The sequence below is a fragment of the Acinetobacter sp. IK31 genome, from assembly GCF_035615195.1.
Taxonomy (GTDB): Bacteria; Pseudomonadota; Gammaproteobacteria; order Pseudomonadales; family Moraxellaceae; genus Acinetobacter; species Acinetobacter calcoaceticus_C.
This window is the reverse complement of sequence record NZ_JANBOB010000021.1, coordinates 1-2156: the sequence shown is the minus strand read 5'-3', so window position 1 is coordinate 2156 and position 2156 is coordinate 1. Positions and strand designations below refer to the sequence as shown.

The following is a 2156-nucleotide window of genomic DNA, read 5'->3' as shown; positions in this document are numbered from 1 at the left end:
GTCGTAGCACCCTGACGGCTGTTATTGAGTACAGCCCCTTCAGCCAGTACATCAAACTGTTTATAAATATTATGGGATATCCCATTTTTAGGCGTTTGAATATTCACTACAGGAACGACTGTACCTGCCGAGTTCTTACCAGCAGCAATGACGGCTCTATTCGCAGCATTTGCAGCACTATCCGCCACAATACCCGCATAGACAGGTGCTAAAGGCATCCACAGACTCATACTGGCAACCAGTGCTTTCACTTGCCAGAGCTGATGAAATGCCTGAGATTCAACGTTATCAATATTGTTCTGGGTACTTGCTTCACTTTGGCCTGATGCCTTGGTTTGGCTTCGTACATTTTCAGCCACGGCCACAAACATTTGACGTGCTTTGCTATAAATAATGCGATAACTATTCTTGTTCATGAATGAAGTCTTTTCTAAAGTAAATTAATAAGAAAGGTTGATACTAAAACCGGTAACCCAGTCTTTTTTTATGCTGTCAGGTGCAATCAGTCCCCGACCTGTAAAGGCATCCAGATAAAAACTATTTTGATAGGTGCGTAGACCCAAAACACTACCGAGTAAATAACGCTGACCCGGTATGCTATTACGCCCATTGACCCAGCCCTGATCGACTGCCATATAGAACTGGGTATTTGGAATTGGTGCATTCAAGCTGATTTCTTGCTGTACATACTGCCCGTTATCTCCAGAAAGCATGAGCTCACCATCAAAACCACGCACGCTATAGCGCCCGCCAATATAAAAGCGGTCATTCGGTACTAAAATTTTAGGTGCATATTGTCCACGCCAGTTAAGGCGGTATTGAGCTGGTTTTTCAAGCAAAAGGAATGGCGTGCTAAAACGTAAATCGGCACTTAAAAGTGGAGCACGGGAGTAACCTTCAACGGGAAGATAATTTCCCTTATTATTATTATCAGTAATATTTTCTTCTGGTGCAGTTCGGGCACCTACCCCCATCCCACGACGATAATCGATGCTGCCGTCTAATACCGCATTTCCTAAATATTGACGGTGCTGAAATCCTAAATTCCAGCCTGAAGTTTTACGGTGTAATACTTCAACTTCAATATCATTCATAAAGCTTTGGCTTTCTTTATGATAAATCTTCCCGTAAATGCTAGTTTTATGCTGCCCACTACGGCTAATCACACGAGATAGGTTTAGGTTGGCTTGCTGACTGTTACCATCATAAATAACGGGATAGCCAGATTTAGGTGCCACCGTTCCCTGTCTATAATAATAATCATTATAGCTAAGGCCTAAATCATAGTAGCCAACAGGTAGCTGATAACTAATGAAGTAACTCCGATTTAAACCTTCATGAAAGTCATCTAATGAATGGCCCACGTTTAATGATAAAATATCATTTAAATGAAACGGGTTATTGACGCCTACCCCGATATTTCCCATATAGGTACCGGTGTCCTGATTACCTGAATCATCTACACTTAAATTGAAATTAACTTTTTGTAGTGGTTGAAGTTTGAGTATTAAATCGCTATAGCCCGTTAATTCTTTATCTTGAGCAGTTGCGGGAGTAATTTGCATATCTACCGCATAGACACGCTTTAGGTTTTCCAGACCCTGATCTAGTCTTTTTAGATTCAAAATATCGCCCACTTTAAATGGCAACCCAGTCTTAAGCTGTAATGAGGAAATTTTCCCTTCTTGAATGATGATCTTATTCAGGCGACCAATTTGCACACTCAGGGTTAAATTACCCTGATTTAAGTCTTGCGGACTCACGACAATTTGACTGGTAATAAAACCCTTTTTTAGAAGTTCGTTTTGAGCGAAATTCACAATGTTATGTAAGCTTTGGGTGCCAATACACTTTCCTAAAACACTCTGCGGATGCTTTTTTATAGCTTTAACCACAAAGTTAAATTGCTGCAAATCAGACTCAGACTGACCACTTAAGGGTACAAGACTAATTTTTTTAACGGCTACACATGGACTTTCTTTAACAACCAGATGCTTAAAGTCCTGTAAGGGTTTTGTGTTTTGATAAGGTGTTTGCTGAGCAAGCTGGTCTTGTAATTGTTGATTGAGCTCTTTTAAACGTTGATCTTGAAGCACCTGACTCGGTAAAGAAACGTCTTCGATGGCATAGACATATTGGTTAAAACCCGCAAAAAC

General features: G+C 40.6%; 2 protein-coding genes. Both read right to left on the bottom strand.

Annotated elements, in window-relative coordinates; genetic code table 11:
• The coding region (locus MSG66_RS12185; protein ID WP_324654243.1) for an ESPR-type extended signal peptide-containing protein at window positions 1-416 on the bottom strand (416 nt) is incomplete at its 3' end.
• 24 nt (window positions 417-440) lie between these two features.
• A partial coding sequence (locus MSG66_RS12180) for a ShlB/FhaC/HecB family hemolysin secretion/activation protein (protein WP_324654242.1) occupies window positions 441-2156 on the bottom strand: 1716 nt, incomplete at its 5' end.